General features: G+C 40.2%; 29 protein-coding genes. All 29 read left to right on the top strand.

Annotation, left to right across the window (positions count from 1 at the left end; genetic code table 11):
- Positions 1-243: 243 nt before the first annotated feature.
- Complete coding sequence (gene rpsL / locus HCU67_RS14850) at positions 244-618, top strand: 30S ribosomal protein S12 (RefSeq protein WP_045801201.1); 375 nt, start codon at positions 244-246, stop codon at positions 616-618.
- Between the two features lie 6 nt (positions 619-624).
- On the top strand, positions 625-1,101 hold the full coding sequence (rpsG, locus tag HCU67_RS14845; protein WP_168553373.1) for a 30S ribosomal protein S7: 477 nt from the start codon (positions 625-627) through the stop codon (positions 1,099-1,101).
- A 7-nt stretch (positions 1,102-1,108) separates the two neighbouring features.
- Positions 1,109-3,238 carry an elongation factor G gene (fusA, locus tag HCU67_RS14840; protein ID WP_168553372.1) on the top strand — a complete coding sequence of 710 codons (2,130 nt, stop codon included), beginning with the start codon at positions 1,109-1,111 and terminating at the stop codon, positions 3,236-3,238.
- A 10-nt stretch (positions 3,239-3,248) separates the two neighbouring features.
- The gene (rpsJ, locus tag HCU67_RS14835) at positions 3,249-3,554 is read left to right on the top strand and encodes a 30S ribosomal protein S10 (RefSeq protein ID WP_007094989.1); all 306 of its coding nucleotides are present in this window, start codon (positions 3,249-3,251) and stop codon (positions 3,552-3,554) included.
- A gap of 162 nt (positions 3,555-3,716) precedes the next feature.
- Positions 3,717-4,334, top strand: coding sequence for a 50S ribosomal protein L3 (gene rplC / locus HCU67_RS14830; RefSeq protein WP_168553371.1), 618 nt, complete (start codon positions 3,717-3,719; stop codon positions 4,332-4,334).
- A gap of 4 nt (positions 4,335-4,338) precedes the next feature.
- Positions 4,339-4,968, top strand: a complete 630-nt coding sequence (gene rplD / locus HCU67_RS14825) for a 50S ribosomal protein L4 (protein ID WP_168553370.1) — start codon at positions 4,339-4,341, stop codon at positions 4,966-4,968.
- Between the two features lie 7 nt (positions 4,969-4,975).
- Entirely contained in the window at positions 4,976-5,266 is a 291-nt protein-coding gene (rplW, locus tag HCU67_RS14820; RefSeq protein WP_168553369.1) for a 50S ribosomal protein L23, read from the top strand.
- 9 nt (positions 5,267-5,275) lie between these two features.
- Positions 5,276-6,100, top strand: a complete 825-nt coding sequence (gene rplB / locus HCU67_RS14815; protein ID WP_168553368.1) for a 50S ribosomal protein L2 — start codon at positions 5,276-5,278, stop codon at positions 6,098-6,100.
- Between the two features lie 10 nt (positions 6,101-6,110).
- Positions 6,111-6,389, top strand: a complete 279-nt coding sequence (gene rpsS, locus HCU67_RS14810) for a 30S ribosomal protein S19 (RefSeq protein WP_168553367.1) — start codon at positions 6,111-6,113, stop codon at positions 6,387-6,389.
- Positions 6,390-6,395: 6 nt separating this feature from the next.
- The gene (rplV, locus tag HCU67_RS14805; RefSeq protein WP_168553366.1) at positions 6,396-6,815 is read left to right on the top strand and encodes a 50S ribosomal protein L22; all 420 of its coding nucleotides are present in this window, start codon (positions 6,396-6,398) and stop codon (positions 6,813-6,815) included.
- Between the two features lies 1 nt (position 6,816).
- Entirely contained in the window at positions 6,817-7,533 is a 717-nt protein-coding gene (rpsC, locus tag HCU67_RS14800) for a 30S ribosomal protein S3 (RefSeq protein WP_168553365.1), read from the top strand.
- A gap of 19 nt (positions 7,534-7,552) precedes the next feature.
- Positions 7,553-7,972 (top strand): 50S ribosomal protein L16, encoded by a 420-nt coding sequence (gene rplP, locus HCU67_RS14795; RefSeq protein ID WP_168553364.1) that lies wholly within the window; start codon positions 7,553-7,555, stop codon positions 7,970-7,972.
- A gap of 12 nt (positions 7,973-7,984) precedes the next feature.
- Positions 7,985-8,176 carry a 50S ribosomal protein L29 gene (rpmC, locus tag HCU67_RS14790; RefSeq protein ID WP_168553363.1) on the top strand — a complete coding sequence of 64 codons (192 nt, stop codon included), beginning with the start codon at positions 7,985-7,987 and terminating at the stop codon, positions 8,174-8,176.
- 13 nt (positions 8,177-8,189) lie between these two features.
- Complete coding sequence (gene rpsQ / locus HCU67_RS14785; protein WP_168553362.1) at positions 8,190-8,456, top strand: 30S ribosomal protein S17; 267 nt, start codon at positions 8,190-8,192, stop codon at positions 8,454-8,456.
- 2 nt (positions 8,457-8,458) lie between these two features.
- Entirely contained in the window at positions 8,459-8,827 is a 369-nt protein-coding gene (gene rplN, locus HCU67_RS14780; RefSeq protein ID WP_168553361.1) for a 50S ribosomal protein L14, read from the top strand.
- A gap of 12 nt (positions 8,828-8,839) precedes the next feature.
- Positions 8,840-9,145 carry a 50S ribosomal protein L24 gene (gene rplX, locus HCU67_RS14775; RefSeq protein WP_168553542.1) on the top strand — a complete coding sequence of 102 codons (306 nt, stop codon included), beginning with the start codon at positions 8,840-8,842 and terminating at the stop codon, positions 9,143-9,145.
- Between the two features lie 2 nt (positions 9,146-9,147).
- Positions 9,148-9,699, top strand: coding sequence for a 50S ribosomal protein L5 (gene rplE / locus HCU67_RS14770; protein ID WP_168553360.1), 552 nt, complete (start codon positions 9,148-9,150; stop codon positions 9,697-9,699).
- 3 nt (positions 9,700-9,702) lie between these two features.
- On the top strand, positions 9,703-9,972 hold the full coding sequence (gene rpsN / locus HCU67_RS14765) for a 30S ribosomal protein S14 (protein ID WP_158779560.1): 270 nt from the start codon (positions 9,703-9,705) through the stop codon (positions 9,970-9,972).
- 21 nt (positions 9,973-9,993) lie between these two features.
- On the top strand, positions 9,994-10,392 hold the full coding sequence (gene rpsH / locus HCU67_RS14760) for a 30S ribosomal protein S8 (protein ID WP_168553359.1): 399 nt from the start codon (positions 9,994-9,996) through the stop codon (positions 10,390-10,392).
- 18 nt (positions 10,393-10,410) lie between these two features.
- Positions 10,411-10,953 (top strand): 50S ribosomal protein L6, encoded by a 543-nt coding sequence (gene rplF, locus HCU67_RS14755; protein ID WP_168553358.1) that lies wholly within the window; start codon positions 10,411-10,413, stop codon positions 10,951-10,953.
- An 11-nt stretch (positions 10,954-10,964) separates the two neighbouring features.
- Complete coding sequence (gene rplR / locus HCU67_RS14750) at positions 10,965-11,318, top strand: 50S ribosomal protein L18 (RefSeq protein WP_168553357.1); 354 nt, start codon at positions 10,965-10,967, stop codon at positions 11,316-11,318.
- 6 nt (positions 11,319-11,324) lie between these two features.
- Positions 11,325-11,849, top strand: coding sequence for a 30S ribosomal protein S5 (gene rpsE, locus HCU67_RS14745; RefSeq protein ID WP_168553356.1), 525 nt, complete (start codon positions 11,325-11,327; stop codon positions 11,847-11,849).
- A gap of 4 nt (positions 11,850-11,853) precedes the next feature.
- On the top strand, positions 11,854-12,030 hold the full coding sequence (gene rpmD, locus HCU67_RS14740) for a 50S ribosomal protein L30 (protein ID WP_168553355.1): 177 nt from the start codon (positions 11,854-11,856) through the stop codon (positions 12,028-12,030).
- Between the two features lie 13 nt (positions 12,031-12,043).
- Positions 12,044-12,496: a 50S ribosomal protein L15 gene (gene rplO / locus HCU67_RS14735; protein ID WP_168553354.1), complete on the top strand. Its 453-nt coding sequence runs from the start codon at positions 12,044-12,046 to the stop codon at positions 12,494-12,496.
- A 10-nt stretch (positions 12,497-12,506) separates the two neighbouring features.
- Positions 12,507-13,850 carry a preprotein translocase subunit SecY gene (secY, locus tag HCU67_RS14730; RefSeq protein ID WP_168553353.1) on the top strand — a complete coding sequence of 448 codons (1,344 nt, stop codon included), beginning with the start codon at positions 12,507-12,509 and terminating at the stop codon, positions 13,848-13,850.
- Between the two features lie 6 nt (positions 13,851-13,856).
- Positions 13,857-14,072, top strand: a complete 216-nt coding sequence (gene infA / locus HCU67_RS14725; RefSeq protein ID WP_007094967.1) for a translation initiation factor IF-1 — start codon at positions 13,857-13,859, stop codon at positions 14,070-14,072.
- A gap of 2 nt (positions 14,073-14,074) precedes the next feature.
- Positions 14,075-14,191: a type B 50S ribosomal protein L36 gene (gene ykgO / locus HCU67_RS14720; protein ID WP_038084689.1), complete on the top strand. Its 117-nt coding sequence runs from the start codon at positions 14,075-14,077 to the stop codon at positions 14,189-14,191.
- 2 nt (positions 14,192-14,193) lie between these two features.
- Positions 14,194-14,568: a 30S ribosomal protein S13 gene (gene rpsM, locus HCU67_RS14715; protein ID WP_168553352.1), complete on the top strand. Its 375-nt coding sequence runs from the start codon at positions 14,194-14,196 to the stop codon at positions 14,566-14,568.
- Positions 14,569-14,578: 10 nt separating this feature from the next.
- Positions 14,579-14,980, top strand: coding sequence for a 30S ribosomal protein S11 (gene rpsK / locus HCU67_RS14710; RefSeq protein WP_168553351.1), 402 nt, complete (start codon positions 14,579-14,581; stop codon positions 14,978-14,980).
- Positions 14,981-15,030 lie beyond the last annotated feature (50 nt).

The following is a 15,030-nucleotide window of genomic DNA, read 5'->3' as shown; positions in this document are numbered from 1 at the left end:
ATTAGTTCGGATTTAGGATAAGTAAAGACCATATTGAAAAGCCAGTCCATGGCATTCGGATTTTGGAATTGAACAGGAAAATAGTTTTAAACCATACCTTAATATATTATAGATGGAAATCGAATTTTGCTGTGTGAAATTGGTATTTAGATTATTATGTCCTCGATGGTTTGAATTATTACTAATTATTTCTACATTTGCAGCCCCAAAAAATCGGGGTTATACATTAATAAATAATATTTAATGCCAACAATTTCACAATTAGTACGAAAAGGAAGGGCCACAATTACCAAGAAGAGTAAATCGGCTGCTTTGGATTCGTGCCCTCAACGAAGAGGGGTGTGCACACGTGTTTACACTACTACACCTAAAAAACCAAACTCTGCTATGCGTAAAGTAGCAAGGGTTAGGTTGACCAATGGTAAAGAAGTGAACGCGTACATCCCAGGTGAGGGTCACAATCTCCAAGAGCACTCGATAGTATTGGTTAGAGGCGGAAGGGTAAAAGATTTACCAGGAGTTAGGTATCACATCGTACGTGGAGCATTGGATACTGCCGGAGTTGCCGGTAGAACCCAACGTCGTTCCAAGTATGGTGCAAAACAACCTAAAAAGTAAGATTCGATGAGAAAAAGACAAGCGAAAAAACGACCATTGTTACCAGACCCAAGGTTCAATGACCAACTGGTAACGCGTTTTGTAAATATGATGATGTGGGACGGTAAGAAATCCGTTGCCTACAAGATTTTTTACGATGCCATTGATATCGTAGATCAAAAGAAGACCGACGAAGAGAAATCTGCCCTCGAACTTTGGAAGGAAGCCCTTTCAAACGTAATGCCTCATGTTGAGGTTAGGAGTAGACGAGTCGGTGGTGCTACTTTTCAAATTCCAATGCAAATTCGTCCAGACAGGAAAATTTCTACTGCCATGAAGTGGTTAATTAGTTTTGCCCGCAAGCGAAATGAAAAATCAATGGCACAGAAGTTGGCTTCCGAGATTTTGGCCGCTGCAAAAGAAGAGGGCGCAGCTGTAAAGAAAAGAGTGGATACCCACAAAATGGCCGAGGCTAATAAAGCATTCTCACACTTCAGATTTTAATTGAAAAATGGCAAGAGATTTAAAATTCACTAGAAATATTGGAATTGCTGCGCACATTGATGCTGGTAAAACCACTACAACAGAACGTGTCCTTTTTTATACAGGTGTTAGTCACAAGATAGGTGAGGTGCACGATGGGGCTGCAACTATGGACTGGATGGAGCAAGAGCAGGAACGTGGTATCACCATTACTTCTGCAGCTACAACGTGTACATGGCAGTTCCCTACAGAACAAGGTAAACCCACAGCAGATGCGAAGGATTACCACTTTAATATAATCGACACTCCCGGTCACGTTGACTTTACGGTTGAGGTAAATCGTTCATTACGTGTATTAGATGGGTTGGTTTTCTTATTTAGTGCGGTTGATGGTGTAGAGCCACAATCTGAAACCAACTGGAGGCTAGCTGATAATTATAAGGTACCACGAATTGGTTTCGTAAACAAAATGGACCGTCAAGGGTCAAATTTCCTTAACGTGTGTAAGCAGGTTAAAGAAATGTTGGGTTCTAATGCAGTGCCAATTGTTTTACCTATAGGTGAGGAAGCTGATTTTAAAGGCATTGTTGACCTAGCGAAGAACCGTGCGATTGTTTGGCATGATGAGAACTTTGGTTCAACCTTCGATGTAGTAGATATTCCTGCAGAAATGGAGGAAGAGGTTCGCGAATATCGTGCAGCCTTAATCGAAGCAGTTGCGGAGTACGATGAAGAATTGATGGAAAAATTCTTTGAAGATGAAGATTCCATCACTGAAGAAGAAGTACATGCTGCACTGAGGGCTGCTGTGATGGATAGAGCTATTATACCTATGGTATGTGGTTCTGCCTTTAAGAATAAAGGTGTACAGTTTTTATTGGATTGTGTTTGCCGATACTTGCCTTCTCCTTTGGATAAGGACGATATCGTAGGAACAGATCCTCATTCAGGTGAAGAAATTACACGCAAGCCAGACCCGAAAGAACCGTTTGCGGCTTTAGCTTTTAAAATTGCCACTGACCCTTTTGTTGGTCGATTGGCTTTCTTTAGAGCGTATTCAGGTCGTTTAGATGCGGGTTCTTATATCCTTAATAATAGGTCAGGTAAAAAAGAGCGTATTTCTAGAATCTATCAGATGCACTCCAATAAGCAAAATGCTATCGATTATATCGAGGCTGGTGATATTGGTGCAGCTGTTGGCTTTAAAGATATCAAGACCGGTGACACCATGTCAGCGGAGAAACATCCAATTGTTCTTGAGAGCATGGATTTCCCTGACCCTGTAATCGGTATCGCTGTAGAGCCTAAAACAAAAGCTGATGTTGACAAGTTGGGAATGTCTTTGGCCAAATTGGCAGAAGAAGATCCAACATTTCAAGTAAAAACTGATGAAGCTTCCGGCCAAACCATTATTTCTGGTATGGGTGAGCTTCACTTAGATATTATTGTTGACCGTTTACGACGAGAATTTAAAGTTGAGGTCAACCAAGGTCAACCTCAAGTTGAGTACAAGGAAGCACTTACAGCTACGGCTGATCATAGAGAGACTTACAAGAAACAGACAGGTGGTCGTGGTAAATTCGCTGATATCGTATTTACAATGGAGCCAGCTAGTGAAGAAGCTGGAGCTGGATTGGAGTTTGTTAATGTAATTAAAGGTGGTAATATTCCTAAAGAATATATCCCGTCTGTAGAAAAAGGATTCAAAGAGGCAATGAAGAATGGTCCTTTGGCTGGATTCGAGATGGATAGTATGAAGATTACCTTGAAAGATGGTTCTTTCCACCCTGTGGATTCTGATTCCTTGTCATTCGAATTGGCTGCTAAACTTGGCTACAAAGAAGCTGCTAAAAAAGCGAGAGCTGTTTTGATGGAACCTATTATGAAGTTGGAAGTATTGACTCCGGAAGAAAACATGGGTGATATCGTTGGAGATTTGAACCGAAGAAGAGGTCAGGTCAACAATATGGACGATAGGGCAGGTTCTAAGGTTGTTAAGGCTGAGGTACCACTTTCAGAAATGTTCGGATATGTTACTTCGCTAAGAACCTTGAGTTCTGGTCGAGCAACATCTACAATGGAATTTTCACATTATGCCGAAACTCCTTCTAACATTGCAGAAGAAGTTATTAAGGCAACTAAAGGTGTAACCGCATAATTTTCAGAAGATGAGTCAAAAAATTAGAATTAAATTAAAGTCTTACGACCACAATTTGGTGGACAAATCTGCTGAAAAGATTGTAAAGACTGTTAAAACAACAGGTGCAGTGGTAACGGGTCCAATTCCATTACCAACACACAAGAAAATCTTTACGGTTTTGCGTTCTCCACACGTGAACAAGAAATCAAGAGAGCAATTTCAACTGAGTTCATACAAGCGTTTGCTTGATATTTATAGCTCTTCTTCCAAAACGATTGATGCTTTAATGAAATTAGAGCTTCCAAGTGGTGTGGAAGTCGAAATAAAAGTGTAAGTTTGCACGCCCTTAGAAAAAAGGGATAACATGTCCTAAGCTGCGAGCGAAGGAAAAACGGAGAAAAGAATACAAAATCTGGGTCACAGAAAATATTCTTTGACCCAATTTTTTTGCCCAAAAAATGGGTGTAACTAAATAAAAAGTAAAACAATAGATAGTATGTCTGGGTTAATTGGAAAAAAAATCGGCATGACCAGCATCTTCGATGAGAACGGGAAGAATATTCCTTGTACAGTAATCGAAGCTGGACCATGTGTGGTTACCCAAGTCAGAACCGAAGAGGTAGATGGGTACAGTGCCCTTCAACTCGGTTTCGATGACAAGGCAGAAAAACGCACTAGCAAGGCCGAACAAGGTCATTACAAAAAAGCAGGTGCATCGCCTAAGAAAAAAGTCGTTGAGTTCCGAGATTTTGAAGGAGAATATAAATTAGGTGATACCATAGGTGTTGATTTATTTGCGGAAGGCGAATTTGTTGATGTAATAGGTACATCAAAGGGTAAAGGCTTTCAAGGTGTGGTAAAGAGGCACGGTTTTGCCGGTGTTGGTCAAGCAACTCACGGTCAGCATAACAGACTACGTGCTCCAGGTTCCATCGGTGCGGCTTCGACTCCTTCAAAAGTAGTGAAGGGATTGCGTATGGCTGGTAGGATGGGAGGCGAAAGAGTAACCGTTCAAAACCTGAGGATTTTAAAAGTGGTTCCTGAGAAAAACCTTTTAGTGGTTAAAGGTGCCATTCCTGGTCATAAAAATGCTTACGTAACCGTAGAAAAATAAGGTCATGAAAGTAGCAGTATTAGATGTAAAAGGTAAAGATACAGGTCGTAAGGTTGAGCTTTCAGACAAGGTATTCGGAATTGAGCCAAATGAGCATGCCATTTATCTTGATGTGAAGCAATATTTGGCTCACCAAAGACAAGGTACACACAAAGCAAAAGAACGCGCTGAAATTGCGGGAAGTACTCGAAAAATCAAAAAACAAAAAGGGACCGGTACCGCAAGGGCAGGTAGTATAAAATCTCCCGTTTTTCGTGGTGGTGGTCGAATTTTCGGTCCTAGACCAAAAGATTACGGTCAGAAGTTGAACAAAAACGTGAAACGTTTGGCTAGAAAATCTGCTTTGAGCTTGAAGTCAAAGGATAAAGAGTTGTTAATCGTTGAGGATTTCGATTTTGATACTCCTAGAACAAAAGATTTTGTGCAGTTTTTAAGCTCTTTGGGCATCCAAGACAAAAAATCATTGGTTGTATTAGGAGGTGAAAATAACAATGTTTATTTGTCGTCTCGAAACCTTAAGAGTTCTGAAGTTGTAAGAGACTCAGAAATAAGTACTTACAAGATTATGAATGCCAAAAGTGTTGTTCTTCTTGAAGGTGCGGTAAAAGAATTGGAAGCTAACCTAAGTAAATAGAGAAGCGATGAGTGTTTTAATCAAGCCAATTATTACTGAAAAAATGACCGCTGATAGCGAGTTGTTTAACAGGTATGGTTTTTTTGTTGAGCCAAAGGCCAACAAGCTTGAAATTAAGGAAGCCGTTGAAACAACCTATGGTGTTTCTGTTGAAAAGGTGAGAACCATGAATTATGGTCCAAATCGTAAAACTAGATATACCAAAACTGGTATTCAACACGGTAAGACCAACATGATGAAGAAAGCCATTGTTGATGTGGCTGAGGGTGATATCATTGATTTTTATAGTAATCTATAATAAAGGGTAATGTCAGTTAGAAAATTAAAACCCATTACTCCCGGACAGCGTTTTAGAGTAGTAAACGGATTTGACGCGATTACTACTGATAAGCCGGAGAAGAGTTTACTCGCTCCGATAAAAAGAACGGGAGGTAGAAACAGTCAAGGAAAGATGACCATGCGCCACAGAGGTGGGGGTCATAAGAGAAGGTATCGAATTATCGACTTCAAACGTGATAAGCAAGGTGTTGCGGCTGAGGTGAAGTCAATTCAATACGATCCAAACAGAACTGCGTTTATCGCCTTATTGGAATATAAGGATGGTGAAAAGCGATACATTATTGCACAAAACGGACTGCAGGTTGGTCAAAAAGTGATTTCTGGTGAAAAAGCAGGTCCTGAAATTGGAAATGCGATGCCGTTAAGTAACATTCCTCTAGGAACTGTTATCTCATGCATTGAGTTACGTCCAGGGCAAGGCGCAGTAATGGCGAGAAGTGCTGGAACTTTTGCCCAACTAATGGCAAAGGACGGCAAGTTCGTGACTATTAAATTACCGTCTGGAGAGACAAGAATGATTTTGTCTACTTGTATGGCAACTATTGGAGCAGTATCAAATTCTGATCATCAGTTATTGGTTTCTGGTAAAGCCGGTCGTAGCAGATGGTTAGGTAGAAGACCAAGAACAAGACCTGTGGTAATGAACCCTGTGGATCACCCGATGGGTGGTGGTGAAGGTAGGGCCTCAGGTGGTCACCCAAGATCCAGAAATGGTATTCCGGCAAAAGGTTATAGAACTCGTTCATTAACCAAGGAAAGTAACAGATATATTGTAGAACGAAGAAAGAAATAAGAGATAAGAAATGGCACGTTCATTAAAAAAAGGACCTTTCGTTCACCACAGTTTAGAGAAAAAAGTTCAAGCCAACGTAGAATCTGGCAAAAAGTCAGTTATCAAAACTTGGTCAAGAGCTTCAATGATAACTCCTGACTTTGTAGGTCAAACCATAGCAGTTCATAATGGTAGGCAATTTGTCCCAGTTTACGTAACTGAGAATATGGTGGGCCACAAGTTGGGCGAATTTTCACCAACACGTTCCTTCCGCGGGCATGCGGGAGCGAAAAATAAAGGTAAAAAGTAACAGGCGATGGGAGTTCGAAAAAGAAATATGGCGGAACGCATCAAGGCTGAGAAGAAAGAATTGGCCTTTGCTAAGTTGAATAATTGTCCAACTTCGCCTCGAAAAATGAGATTGGTTGCTGACTTAATTAGAGGAAAGCAAATTGAAATGGCTCTGGCCATCCTTCGATTTAACCAAAAAGAAGCTTCTAGAAGATTGGAGAAACTATTACTTTCTGCAATTGCGAATTGGGAGGCAAAAAATGAGGATGCAAGTATTGAGGATGCCGATCTTTTTATCAAAGAGATACGAGTGGATGGTGGTAGTATGTTGAAGAGATTAAGACCAGCGCCTCAAGGTCGTGCACACAGAATTAGAAAACGTTCCAATCATGTTACTATGGTTTTAGGAGCAAATAATAATGTAACAACAGAAACAACGGCATAGTATGGGACAGAAGACCAATCCGATAGGAAATCGTTTAGGTATTATTAGAGGCTGGGAGTCCAACTGGTACGGTGGTAACGACTACGGCGACAAGTTGGCCGAAGACGATAAAATCAGAAAATATATCCATGCCCGTTTGGCCAAAGCTAGTGTTTCTAGGGTAATCATCGAGAGAACCTTAAAGCTTATCACAGTAACGATTACTACAGCTAGACCAGGTATTATTATTGGAAAAGGCGGTCAAGAGGTTGACAAGCTTAAGGAAGAGTTGAAGAAAATCACCAATAAGGAGGTTCAAATCAACATTCACGAAATAAAAAGACCTGAGTTGGATGCCAATTTGGTTGCAGCAAGTGTTGCAAGACAAATTGAAAGTAGAATTTCGTATAGAAGAGCTATAAAAATGGCCATTGCCGCTGCCATTCGTATGAATGCTGAGGGAATTAAAATTCAGATTGCAGGTCGATTGAATGGTGCTGAAATGGCAAGAACCGAGACCTATAAAGAGGGTCGTATTCCTTTGTCAACTTTCAGAGCTGATGTAGATTATGCTTTAGAAGAGGCTCATACTACTTATGGTAGATTAGGTATCAAGGTATGGATCATGAAAGGGGAAGTATATGGTAAGCGTGAGCTTTCACCATTAGTAGGACTTTCAAAAGGTGGTTCAAAAGGAGGAAACAAAGACGGCGGAAAAAGACAACGTCGTAGAAAATAAAAGGTAAAGTACAGCTAAGATGTTACAGCCGAAAAGAACAAAATTTAGAAAAGCCCAGAAGGGTAGAATGAAGGGATTATCCCAGAGAGGACACCAGCTTTCGAATGGAATGTTTGGTATAAAATCTTTGGATTCTAAATTCATTACTTCCCGTCAAATTGAGGCTGCTCGTATTGCAGCGACACGTTATATGAAACGTCAAGGGCAATTGTGGATTAAGATTTTTCCAGACAAACCTATTACCAAAAAGCCTCTAGAGGTACGTATGGGTAAGGGTAAGGGTGCCCCTGAATATTGGGTAGCCGTTGTAAAACCTGGTAGAATCATGTTTGAAGTAGCGGGAGTTCCTCATGACGTGGCTAAAGAAGCATTGCGTTTGGCGGCTCAAAAGCTTCCTGTAAAAACAAAATTTATAGTAGCTAGAGACTACGCTGAATAAAACTGATAGATGATGAAACAAGCAGAGATAAAAGAATTATCGGTTGAAGAGCTTCAGCAAAAATTGGCTGAATTGAAGAAGGAGCATGCGGACTTGAAAATGGCACACGCTGTAACGCCATTAGAAAATCCATTGCAGATTCGTCAGACAAGACGAACAGTGGCAAGATTGGCAACAGAATTAACTAAAAGGGATCAACAATAACGGATTGGGCCTTATGGAAGAAACAACAATAAGAAATTTAAGAAAGGAAAGAATTGGGGTTGTGACCAGCAACAAGATGGAAAAATCCATCGTAGTTTCTGAGGTCAAGCGAGTTAAACACCCAATGTACGGTAAGTTCGTATTGAAGACCAAGAAGTATGTTGCCCATGATGAGAAGAATGATTGCAATGAAGGGGACACGGTTCGAATCATGGAAACAAGGCCTTTGAGCAAAACAAAGTGCTGGAGGTTAGTAGAAATTTTGGAAAGAGCTAAGTAATCATGGTACAACAGGAATCAAGATTAAAAGTTGCGGATAATACAGGTGCTAAAGAAGTACTGACTATTCGCGTACTAGGAGGAACTAAAAGAAGATATGCATCTTTAGGTGACCGTATCGTAGTTAGTGTTAAAGAAGCTGCCCCGAATGGTGCTGTAAAAAAAGGCGCTGTTTCAACTGCGGTTGTCGTGAGAACTAAAAAAGAGGTCAGAAGACCTGATGGTTCTTATATAAGGTTTGATGATAACGCTTGTGTACTTCTTAGTGCAACCGGAGAAATGCGAGGAACTCGCGTTTTCGGTCCCGTTGCAAGAGAATTACGTGACAAGCAATACATGAAAATTGTTTCATTGGCCCCTGAGGTACTTTAAAGAATAGGTATGATGAAGTTGAAAATTAAATCAGGAGATACTGTAGCAGTAATAGCAGGTGACCACAAAGGCTCTGAAGGTAAGGTCATGAGTGTTGACCGTGAAAAGAACAAAGCTATTGTTGAGGGTGTAAATGTTGTTAAAAAACATGAGAAGCCAAGTGCCCAGAACCCTCAAGGTGGAATAGTAGAGAAGGAAGCTCCAATACATGTTTCTAACCTTTCTTTGATTGAAAATGGTGAAGCGGTACGTGTTGGCTTTGAAGTTAAAGATGGAAAGAAAGTAAGAGTTTCCAAGAAAACAGGTGAAATTATCTAGTCATGAGTTACATTCCAAGACTAAAACAAGAATACAAAGAGCGAGTTGTTAAGGCGCTTTCCGAAGAATTCGGATATAAAAACGTAATGCAAGTACCTAAACTGCAAAAGATAGTAGTTAGCCGAGGTGTAGGTGCTGCCGTAGCCGATAAAAAATTAATTGACCACGCTGTTGATGAGTTGACAATGATTACTGGTCAAAAGGCTATAGCAACTATGTCTAAGAAAGATGTTGCAACCTTCAAATTAAGAAAGGGTATGCCAATTGGTGCAAAAGTGACACTTCGAGGCGAGCGTATGTACGAATTTTTAGATCGCTTAATAACTACAGCACTTCCTCGCGTACGTGACTTTCAAGGTGTTCGAGCAACGGGATTTGATGGTAGGGGAAATTATAATTTGGGCGTTACAGAACAAATTATATTTCCAGAAATCAACATTGATAAAATTAACCGTATAAACGGTATGGATATAACTTTTGTGACCTCTGCCGATACAGATAAGGAAGCAAAATCATTATTGACAGAATTAGGATTACCCTTTAAAAAGAATTAAGAAATGGCCAAAGAATCAATGAAAGCCCGTGAGCGTAAAAGGGCAAAAATGGTAGCCAAATATGCCGAGAAAAGAAAAGCTTTAAAAGAAGCTGGTGATTACGAAGCATTACAAAAACTTCCTAAGAATGCATCTCCTGTGCGTATGCGTAACAGATGCAAATTAACGGGAAGACCAAGAGGTTACATGAGAACTTTTGGTATTTCAAGGGTGACTTTTAGAGAAATGGCCAATAAAGGTTTGATTCCTGGTGTGACAAAAGCAAGTTGGTAAACCGAAAGTAAAGAAGAGAAAATGTTAACAGATCCAATTTCAGATTATTTGACCCGAATTAGAAACGCCAGCATGGCGGGTCACAGGGTAGTAAATATTCCCGCTTCCAACTTGAAAAAAGCAATGACAGAAATCTTGTTTGACCAAGGTTTTATTTTAAGCTACAAGTTTGAAGATGATGGGGCGCAAGGAAACATTAAAATCGCTTTGAAGTACGATAAGTTTACGAAAGAGCCAGTAATCAAAAAATTACAGCGAGTAAGTAAACCAGGACTTAGAAAGTATGCCAACTCAAGTGAATTGCCAAGAGTGTTGAACGGATTGGGTATTGCTATTGTGTCTACATCGCACGGAGTAATGACCAGTAAACAAGCTCAGCAAGAAAAGGTTGGTGGCGAAGTATTGTGTTACGTATACTAAGAGAAAAAAGAAAAGACGATGTCAAGAATAGGAAATAATCCAATATCAATACCAGAAGGGGTAACCGTTGATATCAAAGACAACGCAATTACCGTGAAAGGTAAACTAGGAGAGTTGGTACAGGAATTTAGTGGTGTTGACATGAAGGTGGAAGATGGAACATTGACCGTGACAAGACCTTCAGAATCAAAAGATCACAAAGCCAAACACGGACTGTACCGGGCTTTGGTTAATAATATGGTTGAAGGTGTGACCAAAGGTTTTACAAAAGAATTGGAACTTGTTGGTGTTGGTTATAGAGCTAGCAACCAAGGCCAGAAATTGGATTTAGCCGTGGGGTTTTCTCACAACATAGTAATGGATATTGCTCCTGAGGTTAAAATCGAGACAATTTCAGAAAAAGGTAAGAATCCGATAGTGAAATTGACATCACATGACAAACAATTGGTTGGAGCTGTAGCGGCTAAAATACGTTCGTTCAGAAAGCCAGAGCCTTATAAAGGGAAAGGTATCAAGTTTGTCGGAGAACAAATTAGAAGAAAAGCAGGTAAATCAGCCTAATAAGTAGCGAAATGGGATTATCAACATCTGAAAGAAAACTACGTATTAGAAGAAGGATTCGAAAAGTATCCTTCGGTACTGAAGCTCGTCCAAGACTTTCAGTATTTCGTAGTAACAAAGAAATATATGCTCAAGTGATAGATGACAACGCTGGTAAAACGCTAGCTTCTGCCTCTTCACGTGACAAAGCGATTGATGTAAAAGGAACAAAAACAGAAATAGCCAACGCCGTTGGTAAGGCAATTGCTGAAAAGGCAAAGAAGGCTGGAGTAGAAACTGTTTCTTTTGATCGCGGAGGAAATTTGTACCATGGTAGAGTAAAAGCTTTGGCCGAAGGTGCTAGAGAAGGAGGACTTAAATTCTAAATCGATATGTACGGGAAATACAAAAATGTAGAACTAGTAAAACCAGGTGGTTTAGAATTGAAAGACCGTCTAGTTGGTGTGCAAAGGGTAACCAAAGTAACTAAAGGTGGTCGTGCTTTCGGATTTTCTGCAATCGTGGTTGTGGGAGACGAAAATGGTGTTGTAGGACACGGTTTGGGAAAATCTAAAGAGGTTGCTACTGCTATTGCCAAGGCGATAGAAGATGCAAAAAAGAATTTGGTGCGTATTCCATTGAACAAAGGGACCGTTCCACACGAACAAAAAGGGAAATATGGTGGTGCAAAAGTTTTTATGAAACCTGCATCAACTGGTACCGGAGTAATCGCTGGTGGTGCTGTTCGCGCAGTTTTGGAATCAGTGGGTATTCATGATGTACTTTCAAAGTCTCAAGGTTCTTCAAATCCACATAATGTGGTAAAAGCTACATTTGATGCACTTTTACAGCTTCGTGATGCAGGTGTTGTTGCCAAGCAACGAGGTATAAGTATGGAAAAAGTTTTTAAAGGATAAGATAATGGCGAAGATTAAGGTAAAGCAGGTTAAGAGTGCCATCAAAAGGCCGCAAAACCAAAAGCGTACTTTAGAGGCCTTGGGCCTTAAAAAGATAGGGCAGGTTGTTGAGCATGATGATTCGCCAGCAATCCTTGGAATGATTGATAAAGTAAAACACTTGGTTTCTACGGAAGCCTAAATGATAGTATACGATGGATTTAAGCAACTTAAAACCAGCAGAAGGCTCAACGCACAGACAAGGTAAGCGTGTAGGTAGGGGACAAGGTTCCGGTAAAGGCGGTACTGCCACAAGAGGACATAAAGGTGCCAAATCTAGATCTGGATACTCCAAGAAGATTGGTTTTGAAGGGGGTCAGATGCCATTACAACGTCGTGTGCCCAAGTTCGGTTTCAAGAACTTTAACAGAAAGGAATACCAACCAGTTAACCTTGATAAATTGCAGGCATTGGTTGATAATAAAATTGTTAAAGATGAAGTCACCATTGAAACTTTGATTGATAACGGAATCGTTGGTAAAAACGATTTGGTTAAAATTTTAGGTAGCGGTGAATTGAAATCAAAACTAAAAGTAACTGCCGATAAATTCAGCGCTTCGGCAAAGGAAGCGATTGAAAAAGCAGGAGGTGAAGCTATAACGCAGTAAGTTATTTAGAATGAAGAAGTTTATTGAGACCATATCAAATATTTGGAAGATTGAAGAACTAAGACAACGTATAATCGTGACCTTAGGTCTTTTATTGGTGTATCGTTTCGGTGCCCAAGTAGTTCTTCCTGGTATTGATACTGCTCAATTGGCAAACTTGGCAAGCAATGCCGGTGATGGAATTTTAGGTCTGCTTAATGCATTTACTGGTGGGGCTTTTGCGAACGCATCGGTTTTTGCATTGGGTATCATGCCCTATATCTCTGCTTCGATTGTAGTACAATTGATGAGTATAGCCATTCCTTATTTGCAGAAACTCGACAAGGAAGGAGAAAGTGGTCGAAAGACTAAGAATCAAATCACTCGCTGGTTGACCATAGCCATATGTATTGTACAAGCACCTGCCTATTTGTACGGATTAGGGGCCCTTGGTGTACCGGACAGTGCCTTTGTTTTAGGTAAAGGACCTGATTTTATCATTCCAGCTGTAATTATTTTGGTCACGGGTTGTGTGTTTGCAATGTGGTTAGGAGAAAAAATAACGGATAAAGGTATTGGTAACGGTATCTCTTTATTGATTATGATAGGTATCATTGCTACAATGCCACAGTCATTTGTTCAGGAATTTATTTCTAGGACAACAAACAATACTGGTGGTATCATGTTCATTTTGATTGAAGTGATTATCTGGTTCGTGGTCATTTTGGCCAGTGTGCTATTGGTGATGGCTGTTCGTCAAATACCAGTGCAATATGCCCGAAGAAGTGCTTCAGGTGGTTATGAAAAGAATGTGATGGGTTCACGTCAATACATACCGTTAAAGTTGAACGCATCAGGGGTAATGCCAATTATTTTTGCTCAAGCCATAATGTTTGCACCAAGTTTGATTGGTAGAACATTCAATAATACTGCTGCAGGTCAGTGGATGGAAGTTCAATTTGCTGATATTTTCGGTTTTTGGTACAACCTCGTGTTTGCTATTTTGATTATCATTTTCACATATTTCTATACGGCAATCACTGTTCCTACGAACAAAATGGCGGATGACTTAAAAAGAAGTGGTGGTTTTATTCCAGGAATACGTCCTGGCAAAGAAACCGGTGATTTCCTAGATAAAATAATGTCATTGATTACATTCCCAGGTTCAGTTTTTCTTGCTGCCTTGGCGGTTTTGCCAGCGGTGGTTGTGAAACTAATGGACGTACAGGCGGGATGGGCATTGTTCTATGGTGGTACATCACTATTGATTATGGTAGGTGTTGCTATCGATACTGTTCAACAAGTGAATTCATATTTGTTGAATAGACACTACGATGGTTTAATGAAAACTGGTAAAAACAGAAAAGTAGCATAAATCTATATGGCTAAACAAGCAGCAATAGAACAAGACGGAACAATTATAGAGGCATTATCAAACGCTATGTTTCGGGTAGAGTTGGAAAATGGCCACATTGTTACAGCTCATATTTCAGGTAAAATGCGCATGCATTACATCAAGTTATTGCCTGGTGATAAAGTCAAGCTTGAAATGAGCCCATACGATTTAACAAAAGCAAGAATTACATACAGATATTAACGATGAAGGTAAGAGCATCCATAAAAAAAAGAAGTGCAGACTGCAAGATTGTACGCAGAAAGGGCAAGCTGTACGTAATCAACAAAAAGAATCCTAGATTTAAACAAAGACAAGGGTAATTATGGCAAGAATTGCAGGGGTTGATATACCTAAACAAAAACGCGGCGTAATTTCATTGACCTACATCTATGGAGTAGGTAAAAGTCGTGCACAGGAAATCTTGGCCAAAGCTGGGGTTGATGAAGATGTAAAAGTCTCAGATTGGAACGATGACCAGATTGGTAAGATTCGTGATGCCGTTGGTGAATTTACCATTGAAGGTGAATTACGTTCAGAGACACAATTGAATATCAAGCGTTTGATGGATATCGGATGTCAGCGTGGTATTCGTCATAGAGCTGGACTTCCTTTGAGAGGACAGCGCACAAAAAACAACTCGAGAACGAGAAAAGGAAAACGTAAGACAGTTGCCAACAAGAAGAAGGCTACTAAATAATAATTAGGAGATGGCAAAAGGAAAAACAGGTTCAAAAACCGCAGCTAAAAAACGTAAAGTTGTTGTTGATTCTACAGGAGAAGCGCACATAACTGCCTCTTTTAACAACATCATCATTTCGTTGACCAATAAAAAGGGTGACGTTATTTCTTGGTCTTCTGCCGGTAAAATGGGTTTTAGGGGTTCTAAAAAGAACACTCCGTATGCTGCCCAAGTAGCCGCCGAAGATTGTGCAAAAGTTGCTTTAGAAGCAGGTCTTCGTAAGGTAAAGGTTTACGTTAAGGGACCAGGTAATGGTCGTGAATCTGCAATCAGAACCATTCATAATGAAGGTATAGAGGTTACAGAAATCATAGATGTTACACCGATTCCACATAACGGTTGTAGACCTCCCAAAAGAAGAAGAGTTTAATTAATTATAATTGGTCCGCCTTATGGCGGATTTTCACCGAAGGTGCACTA

It is taken from the genome of Croceivirga thetidis, assembly GCF_012272815.1.
Classification (GTDB): domain Bacteria; phylum Bacteroidota; class Bacteroidia; order Flavobacteriales; family Flavobacteriaceae; genus Croceivirga; species Croceivirga thetidis.
The sequence above is the reverse complement of the archived record's forward strand: the minus strand, read 5'-3'. Positions and strand labels throughout refer to the sequence as shown.

Bases quoted from the DNA above. Each gene is read 5' to 3' on its own strand.
- rpsL (WP_045801201.1), top strand. From the start codon at position 244: ATGCCAACAATTTCACAATTAGTACGAAAAGGAAGGGCCACAATTACC.
- rpsG (WP_168553373.1), top strand. From the start codon at position 625: ATGAGAAAAAGACAAGCGAAAAAACGACCATTGTTACCAGACCCAAGG.
- fusA (WP_168553372.1), top strand. From the start codon at position 1,109: ATGGCAAGAGATTTAAAATTCACTAGAAATATTGGAATTGCTGCGCAC.
- rpsJ (WP_007094989.1), top strand. From the start codon at position 3,249: ATGAGTCAAAAAATTAGAATTAAATTAAAGTCTTACGACCACAATTTG.
- rplC (WP_168553371.1), top strand. From the start codon at position 3,717: ATGTCTGGGTTAATTGGAAAAAAAATCGGCATGACCAGCATCTTCGAT.
- rplD (WP_168553370.1), top strand. From the start codon at position 4,339: ATGAAAGTAGCAGTATTAGATGTAAAAGGTAAAGATACAGGTCGTAAG.
- rplW (WP_168553369.1), top strand. From the start codon at position 4,976: ATGAGTGTTTTAATCAAGCCAATTATTACTGAAAAAATGACCGCTGAT.
- rplB (WP_168553368.1), top strand. From the start codon at position 5,276: ATGTCAGTTAGAAAATTAAAACCCATTACTCCCGGACAGCGTTTTAGA.
- rpsS (WP_168553367.1), top strand. From the start codon at position 6,111: ATGGCACGTTCATTAAAAAAAGGACCTTTCGTTCACCACAGTTTAGAG.
- rplV (WP_168553366.1), top strand. From the start codon at position 6,396: ATGGGAGTTCGAAAAAGAAATATGGCGGAACGCATCAAGGCTGAGAAG.
- rpsC (WP_168553365.1), top strand. From the start codon at position 6,817: ATGGGACAGAAGACCAATCCGATAGGAAATCGTTTAGGTATTATTAGA.
- rplP (WP_168553364.1), top strand. From the start codon at position 7,553: ATGTTACAGCCGAAAAGAACAAAATTTAGAAAAGCCCAGAAGGGTAGA.
- rpmC (WP_168553363.1), top strand. From the start codon at position 7,985: ATGAAACAAGCAGAGATAAAAGAATTATCGGTTGAAGAGCTTCAGCAA.
- rpsQ (WP_168553362.1), top strand. From the start codon at position 8,190: ATGGAAGAAACAACAATAAGAAATTTAAGAAAGGAAAGAATTGGGGTT.
- rplN (WP_168553361.1), top strand. From the start codon at position 8,459: ATGGTACAACAGGAATCAAGATTAAAAGTTGCGGATAATACAGGTGCT.
- rplX (WP_168553542.1), top strand. From the start codon at position 8,840: ATGAAGTTGAAAATTAAATCAGGAGATACTGTAGCAGTAATAGCAGGT.
- rplE (WP_168553360.1), top strand. From the start codon at position 9,148: ATGAGTTACATTCCAAGACTAAAACAAGAATACAAAGAGCGAGTTGTT.
- rpsN (WP_158779560.1), top strand. From the start codon at position 9,703: ATGGCCAAAGAATCAATGAAAGCCCGTGAGCGTAAAAGGGCAAAAATG.
- rpsH (WP_168553359.1), top strand. From the start codon at position 9,994: ATGTTAACAGATCCAATTTCAGATTATTTGACCCGAATTAGAAACGCC.
- rplF (WP_168553358.1), top strand. From the start codon at position 10,411: ATGTCAAGAATAGGAAATAATCCAATATCAATACCAGAAGGGGTAACC.
- rplR (WP_168553357.1), top strand. From the start codon at position 10,965: ATGGGATTATCAACATCTGAAAGAAAACTACGTATTAGAAGAAGGATT.
- rpsE (WP_168553356.1), top strand. From the start codon at position 11,325: ATGTACGGGAAATACAAAAATGTAGAACTAGTAAAACCAGGTGGTTTA.
- rpmD (WP_168553355.1), top strand. From the start codon at position 11,854: ATGGCGAAGATTAAGGTAAAGCAGGTTAAGAGTGCCATCAAAAGGCCG.
- rplO (WP_168553354.1), top strand. From the start codon at position 12,044: ATGGATTTAAGCAACTTAAAACCAGCAGAAGGCTCAACGCACAGACAA.
- secY (WP_168553353.1), top strand. From the start codon at position 12,507: ATGAAGAAGTTTATTGAGACCATATCAAATATTTGGAAGATTGAAGAA.
- infA (WP_007094967.1), top strand. From the start codon at position 13,857: ATGGCTAAACAAGCAGCAATAGAACAAGACGGAACAATTATAGAGGCA.
- ykgO (WP_038084689.1), top strand. From the start codon at position 14,075: ATGAAGGTAAGAGCATCCATAAAAAAAAGAAGTGCAGACTGCAAGATT.
- rpsM (WP_168553352.1), top strand. From the start codon at position 14,194: ATGGCAAGAATTGCAGGGGTTGATATACCTAAACAAAAACGCGGCGTA.
- rpsK (WP_168553351.1), top strand. From the start codon at position 14,579: ATGGCAAAAGGAAAAACAGGTTCAAAAACCGCAGCTAAAAAACGTAAA.